The 16,133-nt window shown below is 59.6% G+C and carries 13 protein-coding genes and 2 pseudogenes; 7 read left to right on the forward strand and 8 right to left on the reverse strand.

All coding sequences use genetic code 11. The features are described from left to right. The first annotated feature begins 187 nt into the window (after positions 1-187). Together IVA91_RS28920 and IVA91_RS28925 are read left to right on the forward strand one after the other, a co-directional pair. Positions 188-1,114, forward strand: a complete 927-nt coding sequence (locus IVA91_RS28920) for a LysR substrate-binding domain-containing protein (protein WP_247280238.1) — start codon at positions 188-190, stop codon at positions 1,112-1,114. Positions 1,115-1,166: 52 nt separating this feature from the next. After that, entirely contained in the window at positions 1,167-1,886 is a 720-nt protein-coding gene (locus IVA91_RS28925; protein ID WP_247280239.1) for a type 1 glutamine amidotransferase, read from the forward strand. A 109-nt stretch (positions 1,887-1,995) separates the two neighbouring features. On the opposite strand, the gene IVA91_RS28930 is transcribed toward IVA91_RS28925, so the two are convergent. From IVA91_RS28930 to IVA91_RS28965, 8 genes and pseudogenes are all read right to left on the reverse strand, one after another. Continuing rightward, positions 1,996-2,463 (reverse strand): nuclear transport factor 2 family protein, encoded by a 468-nt coding sequence (locus tag IVA91_RS28930; protein WP_247280240.1) that lies wholly within the window; start codon positions 2,461-2,463, stop codon positions 1,996-1,998. 78 nt (positions 2,464-2,541) lie between these two features. Then, positions 2,542-2,973, reverse strand: coding sequence for a YbgC/FadM family acyl-CoA thioesterase (locus tag IVA91_RS28935; RefSeq protein WP_247416337.1), 432 nt, complete (start codon positions 2,971-2,973; stop codon positions 2,542-2,544). A 23-nt stretch (positions 2,974-2,996) separates the two neighbouring features. After that, positions 2,997-3,437 carry a tol-pal system-associated acyl-CoA thioesterase gene (gene ybgC / locus IVA91_RS28940; RefSeq protein ID WP_247280257.1) on the reverse strand — a complete coding sequence of 147 codons (441 nt, stop codon included), beginning with the start codon at positions 3,435-3,437 and terminating at the stop codon, positions 2,997-2,999. An 837-nt stretch (positions 3,438-4,274) separates the two neighbouring features. Further along, positions 4,275-4,507 (reverse strand): annotated as a pseudogene (locus tag IVA91_RS28945) (ion transporter); the annotation flags it as partial. A 251-nt stretch (positions 4,508-4,758) separates the two neighbouring features. Continuing rightward, positions 4,759-6,555: a lanthanide-dependent methanol dehydrogenase XoxF5 gene (gene xoxF5 / locus IVA91_RS28950; RefSeq protein WP_247459710.1), complete on the reverse strand. Its 1,797-nt coding sequence runs from the start codon at positions 6,553-6,555 to the stop codon at positions 4,759-4,761. A 1,091-nt stretch (positions 6,556-7,646) separates the two neighbouring features. Then, a complete protein-coding gene (locus tag IVA91_RS28955; RefSeq protein WP_247416201.1) occupies positions 7,647-9,152 on the reverse strand; it encodes a CHASE3 domain-containing protein in 1,506 nt (501 codons plus the stop codon). A 199-nt stretch (positions 9,153-9,351) separates the two neighbouring features. Next, complete coding sequence (locus tag IVA91_RS28960; RefSeq protein WP_247459712.1) at positions 9,352-9,981, reverse strand: TerC family protein; 630 nt, start codon at positions 9,979-9,981, stop codon at positions 9,352-9,354. A 97-nt stretch (positions 9,982-10,078) separates the two neighbouring features. Beyond that, positions 10,079-10,459 (reverse strand): hypothetical protein, encoded by a 381-nt coding sequence (locus tag IVA91_RS28965; RefSeq protein WP_247416196.1) that lies wholly within the window; start codon positions 10,457-10,459, stop codon positions 10,079-10,081. Between the two features lie 729 nt (positions 10,460-11,188). On the opposite strand from IVA91_RS28965, the pseudogene IVA91_RS28970 reads away from it, so the two are divergent. The 5 genes and pseudogenes from IVA91_RS28970 to IVA91_RS28990 all read left to right on the forward strand — a co-directional run bounded on the left by IVA91_RS28970 (position 11,189) and on the right by IVA91_RS28990 (position 15,572). Continuing rightward, positions 11,189-12,281, forward strand: a pseudogene (locus IVA91_RS28970) (IS5 family transposase). Then, a complete protein-coding gene (locus tag IVA91_RS28975; RefSeq protein ID WP_247280263.1) occupies positions 12,281-12,625 on the forward strand; it encodes a hypothetical protein in 345 nt (114 codons plus the stop codon). Before IVA91_RS28970 ends, IVA91_RS28975 begins: the two are co-directional and overlap by 1 nt. A 148-nt stretch (positions 12,626-12,773) precedes the next feature. Beyond that, the gene (locus IVA91_RS28980; RefSeq protein ID WP_247416193.1) at positions 12,774-13,052 is read left to right on the forward strand and encodes a hypothetical protein; all 279 of its coding nucleotides are present in this window, start codon (positions 12,774-12,776) and stop codon (positions 13,050-13,052) included. Between the two features lie 123 nt (positions 13,053-13,175). Further along, entirely contained in the window at positions 13,176-13,760 is a 585-nt protein-coding gene (locus tag IVA91_RS28985; protein ID WP_247416190.1) for a ubiquinol-cytochrome c reductase iron-sulfur subunit, read from the forward strand. A gap of 84 nt (positions 13,761-13,844) precedes the next feature. After that, positions 13,845-15,572, forward strand: a complete 1,728-nt coding sequence (locus tag IVA91_RS28990) for a methanol/ethanol family PQQ-dependent dehydrogenase (RefSeq protein WP_247459715.1) — start codon at positions 13,845-13,847, stop codon at positions 15,570-15,572. Positions 15,573-16,133 lie beyond the last annotated feature (561 nt).

The raw sequence follows: 16,133 nt of genomic DNA on the forward strand, positions 1-16,133 counted from the left end.
CTCTCCGACCAGGGCTCCGGCCCCTGCTCGGCGGGTTTTGGCGCGATTTGGAGGTTTGAACGTCTCCAATCTGCCGAAAAAGCGGGCTGGCTCCAGCTCTGATGAAAAAGATCGCAAAACCAAGCTTCCATCGTCCAATGAATAATGGCACCCTCTGCATGCCGAAATGTTATGAGTGGAATTCGAGATGGCGCGGATCAATTCGCGGCAGGTTGAGGCCTTTCGGGCGACCATGCTGACCGGCAGCGTCACCGAGGCGGCAAAGCTGATGGTGGTGACGCAGCCCGCCGTCAGCCGGTTGCTGCGCGACTTCCAGGCGCTGCTGAAGATGGAGTTGTTCGAACGACGCGGCACCGGTCTCGTGCCGACCGCGGCGGCCATGGCGCTCTACACCGAAGTCGAGCGCTCGTTCGTCGGTCTCGAACGCATCACCGCGGCGGCCGAAGAAATCCGCGGCCGGCGCACCGGCTCGCTGCGCATCGCCGCGCTGCCGGCGCTCGCGAACGGCTATCTGCCGCGGCTCGCCGGGCAGTTCTTGAAGGAGCGGCCCAACCTCAACCTCGCCTTCTTCGGCGTGATCTCGCCGATCGTGGTCGACTGGGTGCTGAACAATCAATGCGACATCGGCTTTGCCGAGGTGCCGATCGCCCATTCCGGGCTGCCGAGCCTGCGGCTGCCGGCGTTGGCGCGTGTCGCGGTGCTGCCGACCGGACATCGTTTGGCGGAGAAGGAAGTGCTGGAGCCGGGCGATTTCGAGGGCGAGACGTTCATCTCGCTGTCGGCGGGATCATCGAGCCGGCACCTGGTCGACCAGGTCTTCCATCGCAGCGACGTTCGCCGCGTGCTGCGGGTGGAGACCACGCTGTCGGAGATCATGTGCGGCATGGTGTCGTCGGGGCTTGGCGTGTCGATCTGCGATCCCTTCACCGCACAGGAATTTGCAACGCGCGGCGTCGTCGTGCGCCGCTTCCTGCCGCGCATCGACTTCGAGTTCTCGGCCGTCTTCCCGGCCCAGCGCAGCCCCTCGCCGGTGGCGCTGGATCTGGTCGAGACCATGCGCAAGGCGCTCACTGAGCTCGAGGACAAGTCCGCACATGGTTTTGCGCCTGGTTGATTTGGACGCCGTGCGGGTCCTGTTGTATGCTGCCTGCCTCCGCAGGTAGCATATGGCACGCATCACCATCGTCGAGACCGGGCTCGTTCCTCAAGAGCATCGCGAGCGGCACGGCTCGTTTCCGGACATGTTCGAGCGCATGATCCTCGCCGAGGACCCTATGGCTACAATCGACATCGTCAGCATTCCGAATGGGGATGCGCTGCCCGATCCGCGCGGCTTGGAGGCCATCCTGATCACCGGCGCGGCGGCCGGCGTCTATGACAGGCTCGACTGGATCGCGCCGCTGGAAGATTTCGTGCGCACGGCTTACGCCAACAAGACGCCGATGGTGGGCGTCTGCTTCGGCCATCAACTGATCGCACAAGCGCTCGGCGGCACTGTACGCAAGTCGGAGAAGGGTTGGGGCATCGGCCGGCACGTTTATCAGGTGCTGCCGGAGAATGGCGTCGTCGACGGCGAAGCCATCGCAATCGCCGCCTCGCATCAGGACCAGGTGATCGAGCCGCCGAACGAGGCGCTGACGATCCTGTCGTCGGACTTCACGCCGCATGCCGGCCTGCTCTACGCCAACGGCACCACGCTGACCGTGCAGCCGCATCCGGAGTTCGACGTGGCGTTCGCACAGGTGTGTTGCGACCTGCGCGACGGCAAGGCGCCGGATGATGTCGTCGCAACGGCGCGAGCGTCACTGACGCAGCCGATGGACAACGCGAAGCTCGGTGGGGCGATCACAAGGTTCTTGACGCGCAAATCCATCCCCTCATCCTGAGGAGCGCGCTCTCGCGCGCGTCTCGAAGAATCGAGGCCCCCACCGCAACGGCGAGGCCTGCATGGTTCGAGACGCCGCTTCGCGGCTCCTCACCATGAGGGTTGAGGGCTCAGAACGGACTCTCGCCCAGCCCCGGCACATCTGCCGGCCGCGGCCCCGGCGCGGGCCAGTGAAAGCGGCGGTCCTTCTCGGCGATCGCAATGTCGTTGATCGAGGCCTCGCGCCGCTTCATCAGGCCGTGCTCGTCGAATTCCCACTGCTCGTTGCCGTAGGAGCGATACCACTGACCTTTGCCATCATGCCATTCGTACTGGAAGCGCACCGCGATACGATTGCCGTCGAAAGCCCAGAGGTCCTTGATCAGTCGGTAGTCGTGCTCCCTCTCCCATTTGCGGGTGAGGAATGCAACGATTGCCTCACGGCCCTGAAAGACTTCAGAACGATTGCGCCAGCGGCTGTCCTCGGTATAGGCGAGCGCGACGCGCGCCGGATCGCGCGAATTCCAGGCGTCCTCGGCCATGCGCGCCTTTTGCGCAGCGGTCTCTCTCGTGAAGGGCGGAAGCGGCGGGCGCGACATGATGGCCTCATCGGTTGGTTGGGGCCGCAATCTATCGCTGCAATTGGTGGAGTCGATAGGCCACTGCAAATCGGGCGATCACGAAATCAGATCGGCCTTCATCAAGGTCCGGATCGATTTCGGAATCGGCTGCGCGCGACCGCCGCTGATGAAGGCGACGCGCACTTCCGCTTTCACCAGCACGTCCTCAGCCCGGCGCACCTCCTGCGCCAGCATGATGGAAGCGCCCTTCACCGCGATCGGCCAGGTCACGACATCGAGCACGTCGTCCATCCGCGCGGGCTTCAAAAAGTCCAGATGCATCGAGCGCACCACGAAGGCGAAGCCGGCGCCGTCGGTCTCGGGCTGCTCGAACAGCGCCTGCTGCTCGGCGCCCATCAGCCGCAGATGATTGGTCCGCCCGCGCTCCATATAGCGCAGATAATTGGCATGATAGACGATGCCGGAGAACTCTGGCTTGCCAACATCGCAACACAGCGCCTTGATTTCATTGGGACGTTGGAGGGCTATAGCGTAAACAAGCGTCGATTTTTCTACGCTCCTCCTATGGCGAACCGCAGCGCCTTCGGGATACGTTGCGCTTTTCCGCCTGAGATAAACGCCGCGCGCACGCGGGCCGTGACCAAAAGATCGTCCCCGCGCCTGCATTCCTGCAGCAGGGTAATCGACGCACCCCTTACCTCTTCTGGAACCGTGACAACTTCAAGTAGGTCGTCCAGGATTGCTGGCTTTAGAAAATCGATACTCATCGAACGGACTACGAAAGCAAAGCCTGGCGCATCTTCCTGCGCTTCTTTGAGGAGCTCTTGCTGATTCGTTCCGAGCAGACGCAAGTAATTTGTTCTGCCGCGTTCCATGAAGCGCAAGAAATTCGCGTGATAAACAATCTGGCCGGCGTCCGTATCTTCGAAATAGATACGGACCTGCATATGATGGCGGCCATCGCGAATTTCGCCGTCAAGAGATACTGGCACAGGGGGATTTCTCTTATTGCACTTCTCGCACTTCGGGGCCGATTGTCTTGCATAGAGGCACCTTCCTCAGCAAGCGCCATCGCTTTGGGTTTGAACTTTGCTTGGGATGCACCTAGAACCACAGTCGCCGGCGAACTTCATCAGAAATGAGTCAGAGCCCAACATTGACCCCACGCTCGATGTATTTTCGGCAATTGTTCAACGGCTTCGCCATTGCCCGCCGGGGTCAACCTTCTTCGGCGCCGACAAGGGGTCAATCAGCGCGCCGAATGACAGGCAGAGCTCGTATGCCATACGCATGTGCCTAAGATAAGCGATCCGGCAGGACATTGCGACTGTTCCCCTGGGAACAACTCGGGCTGGCCAATGGCGGGCTAGTAAGTAGGGGCGTCTAATGAGTACCCGCAGTCGAGCAGTCATTCCTGCTGCTGCTATTCGCAAACGTCTTCAGAGCATCGTTTCTGCACTCGTTGAATTAGAGGAAGTCCGAGCCCGAGTTCTCGCGGCTGAGAAGAGCGCAAAACCAACGAGGCTCAAACAGAAAAGCAAGCGTCCACGCCGAGCCAAGCTTACCGGCCGAAGGCGCTAGTGGCCATCGGCATTGCTTGCGGCCCCCGCGGCCGGCTTCAGGAACGATTGAGTTCGCACTCGGTTCGACTGTTTGTCTTGCGTCCCATCGTCTTGCAAGACCTGTTGCGAACCTTAGCTCCAGCGCGTTCTTTCGCATCGGATTCACAACTTTGAATCCCTGGAATAATTTCTGGGTGCTGTCCTAGTCAGACACCCCTCGTTTGGAGCGATTAATCCCCCAGCACCTGCCGAACAACAGGTGCTCCCTAACGTTCGCAGAATCCGCAGAAAGCCGCCCGCCTCCCCCGCAAGCGGCGCCAAGAAAGATACGATCGCGACTATGTCAGCCCACGTCGCGAGTTGACTGAATGATCGAACCGGGTGCCGGTCGACGAGGAGGCGTGCTGAAAAGTCAGCAAATATCATTCGCCGAATAGTACATCGAGCGTCTCCATGATCTCACTGGGGTGCAGGAATGAGGTCGCGATGATGAACAGCAATCGAGGACGAGTTTCAATTGATGCTTGAAACCGCCATCGATCTTGCGATGCAAGGTTTCGATCCGACCAACGTGCTTCGCGCGTTCGCCTAAGTTGCGGAATTTCATGCCCTGTCCGGAGAGCTATCCCATGCGTTGCGCGTTTACGAAAGCGTTATCAGCCGATCGCTGGAGCCGAACACTATTACGTTCGCAGAGTTGCCCGAGAACTACCGTGGCGGCTGAACACTCGGTTCACAGGGATCGGCTGCGTTAAGGTAATGAGAAAACAGTGATCTGCCCTCCCAGCGTCGTAAAATCGCGTAGCCCAGCGTAGCCCCCAACAGCACCCAAACCCGCAGTTGGCTCGGTAAGACCGGCTGCAAGGCCGATACCGGCCCAGCCGCCGACGCCCGATAGAACGGCAATGTACTGCTTGCCTGCATACTCGTACGTCGTCACGTTTCCAATGATTCCTGAGGGCGTCTTGAACTTGTAAAGCTCGTTGCCCGTCTTCGCGTCGACAGCTTTGAGATACCCTTCGAGTGTGCCGTAGAACACAACGTTTCCCGCCGTTGCTAGTGCGCCGGACCACACTGAGAACTGCTCTTTGTTCGACCAAACGATTTTGCCAGTACGTGCGTCCCAAGCAATGAAGTTGCCCATATGATTCTCGCCACGAGGCGGATACATTGACAGTGTAGCGCCGACATAAGGCTGCCCTGCTGTGTAGCTCACCTTGAATGGCTCGTAGTCCATGCAGACGTGGTTCGTCGGGACGTAGAACAGGCCCGTATCAGGCGAGAATGCGGCCGGCTGTTGGTCTTTGGTTCCAAGTGCAGCTGGGCAGATCCCAGTCACATTCACATCCTCCTGCCGCGTACTAAATTTCGGATCCACGAGCGGACGACCGTAAGTCTGCGACCGCTTGTCCATGTCGATCTTCGTCGCCCAGTTTACCACGGGATCATATTTTTCCGCGACCAGGAGCTCGCCGCTGCCGCGATCGAGGGTGTAGGCGAATCCATTTCTGTCGAAGTGAACGAGCAGATTCCGAGGTGTACCCCCGATGGTCTGGTCAACAAGGATCATTTCGTTGACACCATCGTAGTCCCACTCGTCGTGGGGTGTCATCTGATACACCCATTTTGCCACTCCGGTGTCGACATCTCGCGCGAAGATGGTCATTGACCATTTGTTGTCACCTGGTCGTTGGCTTGGATTCCACGTTCCTGGATTGGCGGAGCCGTAATAAATTAGGTTGAGCTCAGGATCGTATGAGTACCATCCCCAAGTGGTCGATCCGCCGAGCTTCCACTGTTCACCTTGCCAGGTCTTGAGGCTCGAGTCCGGGCCGACCGGTTTGCCGAGCTCTGTTGTTTTTTGCGGGTCGATGAGAATCTCATTGTCCGGACCGATCGAGTACGCACGCCACGCCTGTTTCCCAGTTTTTACGTCGTACGCGGTTAGCGAACCACGAACCGCAAACTCGCCGCCAGAGATGCCGACGAATACCTTGTCCTTGATCACCATGGGAGCCGATGTTCCGGTCTCACCCTTTGACGGATCACCATTTTTGACCGACCAAACCGGCTGGCCGCTCTTTGCGTCTAGGGCCACCAGCGTCGTATCGGCTTGGTACAAGAATATCTTCCCGTCGCCGTATGCCGCTCCGCGATTGACGGTGTCGCAGCACATAACGGGAATCACGTTTGGGTCCTGTTTTGGCTCGTATTTCCAGAGAATTTTGGCGTCGTTGTCGAGATCAAGCGCATACAGTGGATTCGGAAATGGTCCATGCACATACATGACATTGCCGATCACCAGCGGTCCGCCCTCATGCCCGCGCAGGACACCAGTCGAAAACGTCCACGCAACCTTTAGCTTGGCCACATTGTCAGAGGTAATCTGCTTGAGTTGGGAATAGCGGTGGTTGGCGTAGTTGCCAGTCGGCATCACCCAGTCTTTCGGGTTCTGCGACATCCTAAGAAGTTCGTCGCTGGCAACTGCCGCGCCGGCGGCCAATATCGCCGCTGTGCCTACGCAGAGCTTAAGGAGCAAATCGCGCATTAGAGACCCTCCCTATTGCACTTGTCAGGTCTGCCGGCCGCTGCAGCCGTACCGTAGCGGCAACGCCGAGTGCCGCACGTCGGGGGGTGTACTGCCATTTTTCGCACTCCGGCAGGCGCATTTTTGTCGCGCGACAAAGTTTCTTCAAACAATAAGAACGAGTCGTCAGTCATTGGTACCCTCCGAGAAAGGACACGGCATCATCGCATCGAGGCGGCTGTAGAGGGCATTGCATTCCTCCGAACCCGTTCGGCAAACGCCGGCTAGTCCGCCGAAGGTATCCAGAAAGAGGAAATGGCAATCCCCCTGGCCAATCCAAGACGCGCTGCTCGTTTGGGTGTTTGCCATCGGCCTGATGGGCGTCGGAGCGTGTCCGGCCTCGTCGACAAGCGTCAATGGTCCCGTTCGTCAGCGTTGTCTGCTAAGTTCTATGTCTCGTCCCCGCGCGACGATCATGCCTCGAATTGCGGGCGAGGGCAGCCGATCTGACCCTGATAGCGCAGTAGAGGTGCAGGCGGACCCTCCATCGAAGTCGCGCGCCCGCCAAGTGGATCGTGGTCTGCGGCAGCCCCGTCTGGAGGCTTCTGAACTACTCGCCTGGGCGACCTCCTATCCCGAATCGAGCCGAGTGGAGGCGCTTTCGCCCGGCATATTTCGGCCGCAGCCCCAGCGTGCCGAAACTCAGTTGTAAAAGATCAGTGGCAAGCAGCTGTAGGTCCAGCAGAACAGGGTGGCCAAGCCGCCCAGAACGATGATGTCTTCAGTCATGTCGAGTGCTGCCATTTCCGGGTATCGATCGACAGAATTTGCGAAGGCTAAGATCAGGACCAGAGGACGAGCACAACGGCAACGCGCCGGACACGAAGGCGGCGACACGCTCGGTTGTGCCGAAGCAACCGTTCTACCGAGGCTTAGGCGCGCGCCAGCCTTCATTTCTAATCTGAGGACCTGGTAGATCACAGTCGGTGTGATTGGAGCCGAGCGCTAAGAATCGGAGCAGGGGAAGACGTTGTTTTGGAGGAGCTAGCCCAAATCGGCGCACCACTCAATCTCCAAGCATAGGCCCAGCCCACTGGCTCTGGCCAAACGGCCTAGTCCTGGTGGGGAGCGAGGGTGAACTGGAAGACGGCCCCCCGAGGCTTATTCCTCGTGACCCACAACTGGCCGCCATGAGCTGCGATGATCGACCGACAAATGGCCAGGCCCATCCCTAAGCCGTGCGATTTGGTCGTGTAGAACGCTTCGAAAACGAGTTCTTCACTCGTCGGGTCGAGCCCCGGGCCCGAGTCTCGCACGGAGACGCGTACATCACCCGCAACATCCCTTTCGGTACTGATCTGCAGCTCCCGCCAGCCATCCTCAACGCTGTTCACGGCGTCGATGGCATTGAGGATCAGATTCAGGAGCACCTGCTGCAGCTGAATGCGCTCACCTTCGATCTGCGGCAGGTCCTCCGCCAGTTGCGTCTGTAGCGAAATCTCATGCCTCACCGCCTCGCTTCGGACCATAGCGACGACGTCCAGGACGGCTTCGTTGAGGTCGAGGCGGCTTTTGGGTACCGGCGCTTTCCTGACCATAGAGCGGATACGGTCGACGATCTCGCCAGCTCGTCGGCTATCTGCGACAATGTGCTCGAGGGACTCGCGGGTCTTATTTAGATTGGGCGGGTTAGCGCCGAGCCAGTTCAAGGCGGCGTCCGCATTGGTGAGCACAGCCGAGATCGGCTGATTGACTTCATGGGCAATCGAAGCCGTCAGCTGCCCAATCGTCGCGACACGACTGACATGAGCGAGTTCGACCTGGGTCTTTTGCCGTTCCATGACAGCCTTCTTGAAAACTTCGACCGCACCCGCCATCGCGCCGATTTCGTCACGCCGATCAATCCCGGGCACGTCGATGCTAGTGTCGCCCTTTGCGAGTGCGGTCATGGCGCCGGTCATTCGGGTGATCGGCGTCGCGATAACGCGCGTCAGTAGGATGCCCATCAATACCGCAATCAGGAGCGAGGCTGCGGCGCCCAGCGCGGTCGCCGTGTATGCAGTGGCGTACGCCTGCTTCTGCACGGCGTCACGCCTGGCCAACAGATCGCGCTCAGCCTTCTCGATTTCATTTGCCTTGGCACGGATTGCATCCATGGCAGCTTTGCCGGTCGCCCCCTCCAACGTGCGCGCCTCCTCGCGAGTCGCGGGATTCGCCATCAGCGCGATCTCGCGCTCGGCGGTCTCGATGCGCCACATAGTCGCCAACTTGTTCAATTCATCAAGCCGGTGTTGCTGGTCCTGGTTATCCGATGTCTGTGCTCTAAGTTTCCGGATCGCCGCGATGAACTTGTCGCCGCCCTCGCGGTATGGATCCAAGAATTTCTCATCGCCGCTGATCAAATAACCGCGCAAACTCGTTTCTTGATCAAGCGCTGCGGCCACCGCCATCTCTAGCGTGTCCAACACGTCAGTGGTATGGACACGCCAGTTTTTGGCCTCTTCGATCACGCCAAGTCTGTCATATACGATTGCGCCACTCACAAATATGACGGCTATCACGGCTGCAAACGCGGCCATCAATTTGTGCAAGATCAGTAAATTCGAGAAAGGGGACACGTGACCCTCAACGCCGAAATCCGCGACCAACCAGCTGGCTAACTCAAGATTGCTCCCAAGCGGTGGCATTCGCAAGAATTTGGCATGGGGCTGTGATAGGGGCAAAGCAGTGCAGCCTTCCCCTGAGTGGAGCATACAGCATCTCGTCGGACAACTGGGAAATTCTAGGCATGCGGTGCCGTCAGACACAACAGGGCCCTCATATCGATGCGACCTTCATGATCTCCAATGTTCCGCGCCAGATCATCTCCACTGCCACATAGAGAATGACGGCCAGTCCGACGTAAGCGAGCCATCGATGAGTTTGCAGAAGGCCGGCAATGAAAGAAGCGGCCAGGCCCATCATCGCGATGGAAAGCCCCAAGCCGAAAATCAAGACTACTGGATGATCGCGTGCCGCCCCTGCGACGGCAAGGACGTTGTCGAGAGACATGGAAGCGTCGGCCACGATAATCTGCCAACTCGCTTGGAAGAGCGTTTTGCGAGGTTTGCTTTCTGCAATGGCCCCTATGGTCCCTTTCCAAACAGTTGACCCTGCGGGAGACGTGCGCAACTCTCGCCACATTTTCCAACATACCCACAGCAACAGGATCCCGCCAGCGAGCAGAAGGCCGACGATCTGCAGGATTTGCGTGGCTATCCCCGCTAAGAGAAGACGCAGTATCGTCGCGGCGACGATCCCGATCAAAATGGCCTTGGATCGTTGCCCTTGAGGAAGTCCCGCTGCAGCAAGGCCGATGACGATGGCGTTATCACCAGCGAGCACAAGGTCAATCAGAACGACCTGCACGAGTGCGCTAAGAACATCCGTATGAAGATGGTCTATCAAGGGTCATGGCCCCAGGTTCGGCTCCGAGCGAGGCGCGTATTTATCTGCCAGCCCGACCCATTCGAGTCACCTCCAGAGCCCCAATACAGATCCAGTTCTAGTCCATCGCGGCTCGATCGCTAAGGTATCTATCTCCGGCAGCGGCGTCCGAATGCGGTCCAGCGGTCTGCCCGAAAAGCAGTGCTACCTGATCTGGCTCGCCAAAAATCGCTGCGGCGCAACCGATCATTGTGAACGCACCTGCGATATCCCACAGAGAAATTTTGCCTACCGTTGCAGTCCCTGACTTTGCCAGGGCCAAGAGCGCGGTGATCATCGCATCCGAGAAAAACAGAAGACTCAGCGCTGGTAAGACGAGTTGCCATTCCAGCAGGAATATTATCAAAAGGGCCGGAGCCGCGACCAGCATGCTCAACAGCACGAAGATGCAGAATGTCTCTCGCCAAGGAGCATTCCAACTTGCATGAGAAGCGATCATTCGATCCTCCTGCATACGAGCATCTCATAGGGCCACTTACTTTGTGGAACCACCCTGGTCCAGTTGGCTGTTCTTTTGGTTCTTGCAGCTAATGTTTTTTGGTCCTACTGCGCCGCCCCTCAATCAGCGTAAGAACGCCAGCGGTCATTACGGCAACAACGACGATGGCTGCCAGCCCCTCGACCGAGGCCAGGGACTCAAACCACTTGATCCAAAGCTCAATCATGTGCTGGCCCCTCTGAAGAGCGCACCCACGATCGTAAAATTGCCTCTTTAAAGACGACCAGTGCAATCAGAAAGACAATGCTACGCATTGTCGCGCGCGCTTTAACCGCGCGGCAAGATGACCGCGAGCCGTTAGCACGCACACCCCCCCTTCTATTGGAACGTGGCGGCGCGAGCGCAGGTGGGTGGTTCGACGCCCTCAAAACCGAGAAGTTCGGTGGCGTTGCGGCCTGATCACCCACAGGACGCGCGCCCGTCAAAACATCGCCGGCGACGGCTGAGCCCGGAAGTGTCGAGGTGCCGCTGCATCGCTGTTCGCTACGCTAATGTCCTTACCTGATGCCGACCACCGATTAGAAGCCGCCGGGCACGTCGGACACCTCCAAGCGCGGCGATCGCGCATGCCGCCGCCGGAACGTCGCTCTAAACAGGCTGTTGAAAAAGGCGCTCGTCGTGGACCAACGATCGTGATTCATTGGCTCCGACGAGATTCGTGGATGGTGTGTGCGCGGCGGCGACAATCGAACGGGTGAGCTGTTTAGCTACGTTGATCTGGAGGCGCGGGTGCGGCGTGATCATCCGCTGCGAGCGATCCGGACGATCGTGAACGAGGCGCTGGCGGTGCTGGAGCGCGAGTTTGCCGCGCTCTATTCGCCGATTGGGCGGCCGTCGATCCCGCCGGAGAAGCTGCTGCGGTCGATCCTGTTGCAGGCGTTTTATTCGATCCGCTCCGAGCGGCTTCTGATGGAGCGGCTAGAATACGACCTCCTGTTCCGCTGGTTCGTCGGAATCGGCGTTGACGACGCGGCCTGGGATCATTCGGTGTTCTCGAAGAACCGCGACCGGCTGCTGGAAGGCGACATCGCGGCGAAGTTCCTGGCAGCGGTGCTGGCGCAGCCCAGGGTGAAGAAGCTTCTATCGAGCGATCACTTCTCGGTCGATGGCACGCTGATCGAGGCCTGGGCCTCGATGAAGAGCGTCAGGCCGAAGGACAGCTCTGGCGAGCCGCCGGCGCAAGGCGGTGGCCGCAATGCCGAGGCGGACTTCCATGGCCAGAAACGCTCGAACGCCACCCATGCTTCGACTACCGATCCCCGATGCCAGGCTCTACCGCAAGGGCAACGGCAAGGAGACAAAGCTGTGCTTCATCGGGCACGGGCTGATGGAGAACCGCCACGGCCTGCTCATCGACGCCTGCCTCACGCTGGCGGACGGGCATGCCGAACGGGTGGCGGCGCTGCACATGATCGAGCCTTATGCCGACCGGCCGACGGCGATCACGCTCGGCGCCGACAAAGCCTACGATGCAGAAGACTTCGTCAATGAGTTGCGCTCGATGAACGTCACGCCGCATGTTGCGCAGAACACCAGCGGCCGCAGCTCGGCGATTGACGGGCGAACGACCCGGCACGGCGGCTATGCCGTCAGCCAGCGCATCCGCAAGCGGATCGAGGAGGCATTCGGCTGGATCAAGACGGTCGCCGGGCAAGAGAAGACCAGCTTCCGTGGCCGTGATCGCGTCGCATGGGCCTTTACCTTCGCTGCCACCGCCTACAATCTGGTGCGACTGCCCAAGCTGATCGCGGAGACCGGCTGATGGCCAAGGTGCCCGGCTTCGCCAAGGCCTTTGCCGGCCGCTGGCGCATCGTCGAGATGGACGTCTGGGACAGCGACTTCCTCGATCTTGTCGAAGAGGCGCATCTCACCTTCGAGGGCAAGTCCGATGGCGAAATCGCCTTTGGGGCTCTCAAGGGCTTCCTCGACGTCCGCTACGGCGCGCGAGACGGTTCGGCCTGTGCGGAGTTCTCATGGGAAGGGCACGACGAGAATGACCCTGCCTGCGGTCGCGGATGGGTCATGATCGGCACTGCGGGCAGGCTCGTCGGCCACTTCTACATCCACAATGGCGACGACTCAGCCTTCGTTTGCGAACGCGGATGAGTTCTTCAACAGCCTGCTAAAGCCGGGTCTACTCGCCCGCCTTGTGCGGTATCGCCTTTTCGCAAATACGGCTGATGAGCGAGGAAACTTTTGCGGGCCGGTGCGTTCGTTGTCGTACAAAGTGCGCGCTGCGATGGGGAGGACTGCTATGCGAACCACAATCGTTGCGATGCTTGTAGCTGTTGGAATTACGTTCGCCTTACCGGGGCTGGCCCAGCAGCCGACGGCACCGAACCCGCAGATGCAGGAGGAGGCGGACAAGGGCATCAAGACCCGCCAGTCCGGCGAGTCCGGCTATGTCGGTGAGCAGGAAAAGCCAGGTGCTTCTGCTCATCCCCCTGGAAAGACTGACACTGCTGCGCCGACAACCGGCTCGACCAGTGGCACCTCCACGGGGGCGCCAGGTAGCGGCGAAAAGCAGCGGTGAGCTGAGCCTCGCCAAGGCAGGCGCGACCGCGCGCCTGCCCTGTAGTCCATTGCTCTTGCGTCTCGCTCGAGAAGACACACGTGCCTGACTTCGAGGCTCTACAGTGGGGCTAGAGACGGACCAATGCGAAGTCCGAAGCAAACGCGACGGTCGCTTTTTTTCGCCACGCTCGGAGCGTTTCTAACGGTGAGGAGGTTCGCTGCGGCGCAGGAAGACCAGCCCGGCAGCAGCGATCGGCCGAGGAAAGGCGACCTTCTTGTGGTCTCAGAGGGTGACCGCGCCGGCGGCATCATCGTGCCCGATGACGTGAGGCTCGGTGAGGCGCCGCTGCATGCCTGGCCAAAGGACGCAAAGACTTCGGTTGTCCGCAACGGCTCGCGGCTGAACGAAATCCTTCTCATAAGGCTTGATCCCGGGGAGATGGACGAGGAGACGCGCTCGCGCTCCACGCAGGGCATTGTAGCCTATTCGGCGATCTGTACTCATGCCGGATGTGCTGTCACCGGCTGGCTGAAATCCGAGGCCGGCGACAACGACGTGCTCAAATGTTTTTGTCACAATTCCGAGTTCGATCCGCGGGAAAGCGCGCAAGTCGTGTTCGGACCCGCGCCCCGGCGTTTGGCAGCGCTGCCGCTTGCAACCGCCGACGGCTCGCTCACCATCGCTGCAGCATTCGTTGGAAAGGTAGGTGCTCAACAAGGAGGGTGACGAGTAGTCGCATCGGATTCCCGTGCCACAGTTGGTCGCATTATTTATGGTCGGCAAGAGAAAGAGCTTAGGGAGATGACGTCCATGACCAAAAGGCAATGGCTATTGTCCGGTTGTGTTGCGTGCACGACCTTTTTCTCGGCCGCCGCATTCGGCGGGCCGATTGAAAATTACAGTCCAGTGACACAAGCCAGGCTGGAAAATCCGGAACCTAGTAACTGGATGCTGTACCGACGCACCTACGACGGGCAGGGCTACAGTCCGCTCGAGCAGATCAACACCTCCAACGTCAAGAATCTCAGGCCGGTGTGGACCTTCTCCACCGGTGTAATCGAGGGCCACGAGGCGCCCCCGATCGTTAACAACGGGGTGATGTTCGTCACCACCCCGATGGGACAGGTAATCGCCCTGAACGCCAAGACCGGCGAAGAGTATTGGCGCTACAAGCGCCAGCTACCGGATGATTTGTTCCAGCTGCATCCGACCAATCGCGGCGTCGGTCTGTGGCAGGACAAGCTCTATCTGGCCACAACCGATGATCACGTGGTTGCCCTCGATGCGAAGACCGGCAAGGTGGTCTGGGACACCAAAGTCCAGGACTATAAGAAAGGTCAGTATCTCACCCTGATGCCTCTCGTCATCGACGGTAAAGTCATCGTCGGCGGCTCTGGCGGTGAGCTCGGCGTCCGTGGTTACGTCGTGGCCTTTAACGCAGATAACGGCAAGGAGCTGTGGCGCACCTTCACCATTCCAGCGCCCGGTGAACCCGGCAGCGAAACCTGGACGGGCGACGACTGGAAGACCGGCGGCGGATCGGCTTGGATGACCGGCAATTACGACAAGGACACCAAGACCATCTACTGGGGCATTGGCAATGCTGCGCCGTGGCCGGGGGACGCACACCCGGGTGACAATCTCTATACGAGCTCCGTGCTCGGCCTCGATCCCGATACCGGTAGGATCAAGACACATTTCCAGTACCATCAGAACGACTCCTGGGACTGGGACGAAGTAGAGGCGCCGATACTGGTCGACCTGCAAAGAGATGGCCGCACGGTCAAGAGCCTGATCCATCCGGGCCGCAACGCCATCTTCTGGATCTTGGAGCGTCAGCCGGACAAGATCAGCTACGTAGCCGGCTGGCCCTATGTTCATACCGACGTCTGGAAAGGCATCGAGCCCGAGACCGGCAAGCCGATTGTCGACCCTGCGCACAAGCCGGTGATCGGCAAGCGGGTCGAGTTCTGCCCGTCACTGTGGGGCGGCAAGGACTGGCCTTCGGCGGCCTATAGCCAGAGGACCAAGTACGTCTATGTGCCGGCCAACGAGAACACCTGCGGCGGCTTCACCGGCGAGAAGGTTGCGCTGAAGCCTGGCGAACTATGGCTTGGCACCAAGCCTGAGGACATCGGTCTGACGCTCCGTCCCGGCGCCACACACATTGGCGAATTGCAGGCTTGGGATCCCGCAACCGGCAAGAAAGTCTGGTCTCACAAGTTCCCGAAATCGCAACTGTTCGGTTCGGTACTGGCGACCGCGGGCGATCTCGTCTTTGTCGGCGGGACCAACGATCGCAACTTCCGCGCTTTCGATGCGAAGAGCGGCGAACTCTTGTGGGAGCTGAAGACCAACTCAGGCATCATGGGCATGCCGGTATCCTATGAGGTGGATGGCACCCAGTATATCGCGATCCAGTCCGGCTGGGGCGTTGACGCGCAACGCATCCAGGATGCGCTCGCCACCCAGAACGTCGGGGTTGAAAACAACGTGCCGCAAGGCGGGGTGGTCTGGGTATTCGCTGTGCAGAAATAGCCGCGCCACGACGCGATGAGCGGCGGACAGAAACGTCCGTCGCTTCCGTGGCGAGCAGCCACTTTGCTGAGCCGGAATGGCAAGCGGTATGACAAACAGGCGAGCGTTACGTGCTGACGCCCGAAGCGAACCGGTTGTTGCTTTAATGCGCTTCTCGGAAGCTCCAGCTCCCATGCCAACGGCAAGCAGCGTCACCACCTGCGCTGCCCTTGAATGTCGCTCCGCAGTTAAAAGTCCTTGATCTTCATGCGTTGGCCCTTCTTGCCAAGAGACTGTTAAACCTGGCGCGGGCGCCCGCGATATAAATATCAGCGCCAAGGTATGCATCATGAATGACCATCCCGCAGTCGCGATTTGTTTTGCGAGGCGCCCCGGACATCAAAATGGGAAGGATGTAGGGGCTGAGATAGCCGCCTATGCTTCCCTAGGCGGCCAATTTCGGCCGACACTCGACATCTGAGATATAGCTATGAGGCGACCAATTCGACGCGAATGACCCGTAGAAAATCAGGACGAAAAGAACAAAAATAAAAATGGTAGCGGCGGCAACGGCGGTGATGA

This window comes from Bradyrhizobium sp. 153 (assembly GCF_023073835.1).
Classification (GTDB): domain Bacteria; phylum Pseudomonadota; class Alphaproteobacteria; order Rhizobiales; family Xanthobacteraceae; genus Bradyrhizobium.

Coding starts and splice junctions, on each gene's coding strand:
- xoxF5 (WP_247459710.1), bottom strand. CDS start 6,555: ATGCGCGATTTGCTCCTTAAGCTCTGCGTAGGCACAGCGGCGATATTG.
- IVA91_RS28980 (WP_247416193.1), top strand. CDS start 12,774: ATGCGAACCACAATCGTTGCGATGCTTGTAGCTGTTGGAATTACGTTC.
- IVA91_RS28965 (WP_247416196.1), bottom strand. CDS start 10,459: ATGATCGCTTCTCATGCAAGTTGGAATGCTCCTTGGCGAGAGACATTC.
- IVA91_RS28920 (WP_247280238.1), top strand. CDS start 188: ATGGCGCGGATCAATTCGCGGCAGGTTGAGGCCTTTCGGGCGACCATG.
- IVA91_RS28930 (WP_247280240.1), bottom strand. CDS start 2,463: ATGTCGCGCCCGCCGCTTCCGCCCTTCACGAGAGAGACCGCTGCGCAA.
- IVA91_RS28925 (WP_247280239.1), top strand. CDS start 1,167: ATGGCACGCATCACCATCGTCGAGACCGGGCTCGTTCCTCAAGAGCAT.
- IVA91_RS28975 (WP_247280263.1), top strand. CDS start 12,281: ATGGCCAAGGTGCCCGGCTTCGCCAAGGCCTTTGCCGGCCGCTGGCGC.
- IVA91_RS28990 (WP_247459715.1), top strand. CDS start 13,845: ATGACCAAAAGGCAATGGCTATTGTCCGGTTGTGTTGCGTGCACGACC.
- IVA91_RS28985 (WP_247416190.1), top strand. CDS start 13,176: ATGCGAAGTCCGAAGCAAACGCGACGGTCGCTTTTTTTCGCCACGCTC.